At 72.0% G+C, this 3,576-nt stretch carries 4 protein-coding genes and 1 pseudogene; 3 read left to right on the forward strand and 2 right to left on the reverse strand.

The genetic code is table 11. From position 1 onward, the window contains the following. A partial coding sequence (locus I0Q12_RS32195; protein ID WP_231610164.1) for a TldD/PmbA family protein occupies window positions 1-783 on the forward strand: 783 nt, incomplete at its 5' end. Next, window positions 780-2,147: a metallopeptidase TldD-related protein gene (locus I0Q12_RS06895; RefSeq protein WP_197251235.1), complete on the forward strand. Its 1,368-nt coding sequence runs from the start codon at window positions 780-782 to the stop codon at window positions 2,145-2,147. The genes I0Q12_RS32195 and I0Q12_RS06895, both read left to right, overlap by 4 nt. 43 nt (window positions 2,148-2,190) lie before the next feature. Here the strand turns inward: I0Q12_RS06895 and I0Q12_RS06900 are convergent, their stop codons facing one another. Further along, window positions 2,191-2,721, reverse strand: coding sequence for a glutathione peroxidase (locus tag I0Q12_RS06900; RefSeq protein WP_197251236.1), 531 nt, complete (start codon window positions 2,719-2,721; stop codon window positions 2,191-2,193). A gap of 80 nt (window positions 2,722-2,801) precedes the next feature. Further along, a complete protein-coding gene (locus tag I0Q12_RS06905) occupies window positions 2,802-3,206 on the reverse strand; it encodes a PPOX class F420-dependent oxidoreductase (protein ID WP_197251237.1) in 405 nt (134 codons plus the stop codon). Between the two features lie 68 nt (window positions 3,207-3,274). Between I0Q12_RS06905 and I0Q12_RS06910 the strand changes: the two are divergent. Beyond that, window positions 3,275-3,576: pseudogene (locus tag I0Q12_RS06910) on the forward strand (precorrin-3B synthase); the annotation flags it as partial.

The following is a 3,576-nucleotide window of genomic DNA, read 5'->3' on the forward strand; positions in this document are numbered from 1 at the left end:
TCGGTGGTCGCCGGGCCGACGGATCTGGTGATCGATCCGACGAACCTGTGGCTGACCATCCACGAGTCGGTCGGGCACGCCACCGAATACGACCGGGCCGTCGGCTACGAGGCGGCGTATGCGGGCACGTCGTTCGCGACCCCGGATCTGCTCGGGTCGCTGCGTTACGGCAGCGACGTGATGCACGTGACCGCGGACCGCACCGACCCGCACGGCCTCGCGACCGTCGGCTTCGACGACGACGGGGTCGCCGCGCAGTCCTGGGACCTGGTCCGCGACGGGGTGCTCGTCGGGTTCCAGGTGGATCGGGCGTTCGCGCCGCGGCTCGGGTTGCCGCGCTCGAACGGCTGCGCCTACGCCGACTCGGCGCACCACGTGCCGATCCAGCGGATGCCGAACGTGTCGCTGCAACCGGATCTGCACGTGGATCGCTCCACCGCGGACCTGATCGCCGGCGTCGAGGACGGGCTGTACATCGTCGGCGACAAGTCCTGGTCGATCGACATGCAGCGCTACAACTTCCAGTTCACCGGCCAGCGCTTCTACCGCATCCGCGGCGGGGAACTGGCCGGTCAGGTGCGCGACGTCGCCTACCAGGGCACCACCACCGACTTCTGGGGTGCGCTCGAGGCGGTCGGGGGGCCGTCCACCTGGCGGCTCGGCGGCGCCCTGAACTGCGGCAAGGCGCAACCCGGGCAGGTCGCGGCGGTGAGCCACGGCTGCCCGTCGGTGCTGTTGCGCGGCATCAACGTGCTCAACACCCGGACGGAGGGCGGACGATGATCGAGCCGCAGGAGCTGGTGGAGCGGGCGCTGCGCGCGTCCACCGCGGACGAGACGATCGTGCTGGTGACCGAGGTGTCGGAGGCGGCGCTGCGGTGGGCGGGCAACTCGATGACCACCAACGGGGTGTCGCGGTCGCGGTCCTGGACGGTGCTGGCGATCCGGCGCGAACCGGTGACCCGCGTCGGGATCGTCACCTCGAGCAGCGTCGATCCCGGGGACGTCGCCGCGGTGGTCGCCGCGGCGCAGGCCGCCGCCGAGGACGCGGCCCCGGCGACCGACGCGATGCCGCTGCTCGACGGCACCGGCAGCCCCGGGGACTGGGGGGACGCGTTCACCGGCACCGGCATCGCGGTGTTCGACGAGGTCATCGACGCGCTGACCGAGGGATTCGGCGGCTCCGATCTGCTCTACGGGTTCGCGCACCACCAGGTGTGCACCACCTGGCTCGGCACCTCCACCGGGCTGCGGCGCCGGTACACCCAGCCGGAGGGCTCGATCGAGGTGCACGGCAAGCGGGGCGGACCGACCGGTCCCGGCGCCTGGGCGGGCGCCGGCACCCGCGACTTCCGGGACGTCGACAGCACCGCCCTGCTCGTGGAGCTGGACCGGCGCCTGGACTGGGCGCGCAAGTCCGTGGAACTGCCGGCGGGACGCTACGAGACGCTGTTGCCGCCGTCCGCGGTGGCCGACCTGATGATCTACCTGATGTGGTCGATGGAGGGCCGCGGCGCCGAGGAGGGGCACACCGCGCTGTCCCGGCCGGGCGGCACCCGGATCGGCGAGATCCTGACCCCGCTGCCGCTGACGTTGTACTCGGATCCGGCCGCGCCGGGCCTCGAATGCGCACCGTTCGTGACGGCGACCGCCTCCACGGACGCGGTGTCGGTGTTCGACAACGGACTCGACACCGGCCGGGTCGACTGGATCCGGGACGGGACCGTGCACGCGCTGACCTATCCGCGGGCCGCGGCCGCCGAGTTCGGGGCGACCGTCACCGCGCCCGGCGACAACCTGCTGCTCACCGGCGGATCGGCGGCGAGCATCGACGACCTGGTGGCCTGCACCGAGCGGGGTCTGCTGCTGACCACCCTCTGGTACATGCGGGAGGTCGACCCGGCGACGCTGCTGCTGACCGGGCTGACCCGCGACGGGGTGTACCTGGTGGAGGACGGCGAGGTCGTCGCGGCGGTGAACAACTTCCGGTTCAACGAGTCACCGCTGGACCTGCTGCGGCGCGCCACCGAGGTCGGCGCCACGGAACGGACCCTGCCGCGGGAGTGGAAGGACTGGTTCACGCGCACCGCGATGCCGCCGATGCGGATCCCCGACTTCCACATGTCGTCGGTCAGCGCGGCCCGCTGACCGGCAGGGCCCGGGAACCGCGCGGGTTCCCGGGCCCCGGGTCTCAGGCCAGTTCGGCGATCTGCCGGCCGATCTCCTCCGGGGTGACCGTCGGCTCGAAGCGGCGCACCACCGCGCCGGCCGGATCGACGAGGAACTTGGTGAAGTTCCACTTCACCGCGTCGGTGCCGATCGTCTCCGGCATCGTCTTGCTGACGTGCTCGTACAGGAACCCGTGGTCCGGACCGAAGTCGCCGGGGGCCTCGGCGCGCAGGTGCCGGTACAGCGGATGCGCGTCGTCGCCGTTGACGTCGATCTTCCCGTACACCGGGAACGTCACGTCGTAGCTGAGGCGGCAGAACTCCTGGATCTCGGCGTCGGTGCCGGGTTCCTGACCGGCGAACTGGTTGCACGGGAATCCGATGATCTGCAGCTTGTCCCCGGCCTGCCGGTGCAGCGCCTCGAGTCCCTCGTACTGCGGCGTCAGCCCGCACTTGCTGGCGACGTTGACGATCAGCAGGTACTTGCCGGCGTAGCCGCTCAGGTCCTCGGTGGTGCCGTCGGCGGTGGCGACGGTGAAGCTGTGCACGCTCATGAAAGTCGTTTCCTCGTGGTCGGGTGGATGGAACGGGGTTTGCGCGGCGATCGACTCGAGATCGCTGGCCTCCGGCGAGATTACGGTTCGTCGACGCTGCAGGCGAGACCGATCGTGCCGGACCGGCCGCGGCGCAGCAGGCTCGCCTTGACCAAGAGCCGGCCGAGGATCCCGTACTTGCGGGTGATCGCGGCGCGGGCACGGTCGGTGCCGGCGTCGTCGAGCACGACGGCGGTGCCCGCGACCGCGGCGCTGCGCGGCTTGCCCCGCGCGTCGCACACCGCCAGGGTGATGCGCGGGTCCCGGCGCAACCGGCGGACCTTGTACGAGTCGGTCTCGGTCCACACCAGCAACCGGTCCCCGTCGGCCGCGGCCCACACGGGTGTGGGCACCGCGGTGCCGTTCTTGCGGAAGGTGCTGAGCAGCACGAACTTGGCGGCGGCGAGGTCGGCGAACGACGGCCGCGTGAGATCCCCATCGGACATGACCACACCCTACGCAGGCGCGCGGGCCCCCGCGGCATCCGACGGGCGACCGTTCTAGCCTGGACCTCATGTCCGAGTCCCGATCCGCCGTCGACGTGCACCTGCCGGGCGGTGCCCTGACTGCCGCGCAACTGCAGGCCCTCGCCGAACTCGCCCACGCCCACGGCGACGCGGAACTGCTGCTCACCGATCACGCCGGGCTGCGGATGCACGGCGACCGCGACACCCTGACCGGGTCCCTCCACGCGGCCGGGCTCACCGTGCACGGCGCCTACCGCCGCAGTGTCGTCGCCTCCCCGCTGTCCGGGCGGATCGGCGGGCTCGCCGACGTGCGCGCGATCGCCGCCGAACTGCACCGGCGGCTGCACGG

The sequence above is a fragment of the Rhodococcus sp. CX genome, assembly GCF_015865005.1.
Classification (GTDB): domain Bacteria; phylum Actinomycetota; class Actinomycetes; order Mycobacteriales; family Mycobacteriaceae; genus Rhodococcus.

Excerpts from the sequence above, each read along its gene's own strand:
- I0Q12_RS06895 (WP_197251235.1), top strand. The coding sequence starts at position 780 with ATGATCGAGCCGCAGGAGCTGGTGGAGCGGGCGCTGCGCGCGTCCACC.
- I0Q12_RS06900 (WP_197251236.1), bottom strand. The coding sequence starts at position 2,721 with ATGAGCGTGCACAGCTTCACCGTCGCCACCGCCGACGGCACCACCGAG.
- I0Q12_RS06905 (WP_197251237.1), bottom strand. The coding sequence starts at position 3,206 with ATGTCCGATGGGGATCTCACGCGGCCGTCGTTCGCCGACCTCGCCGCC.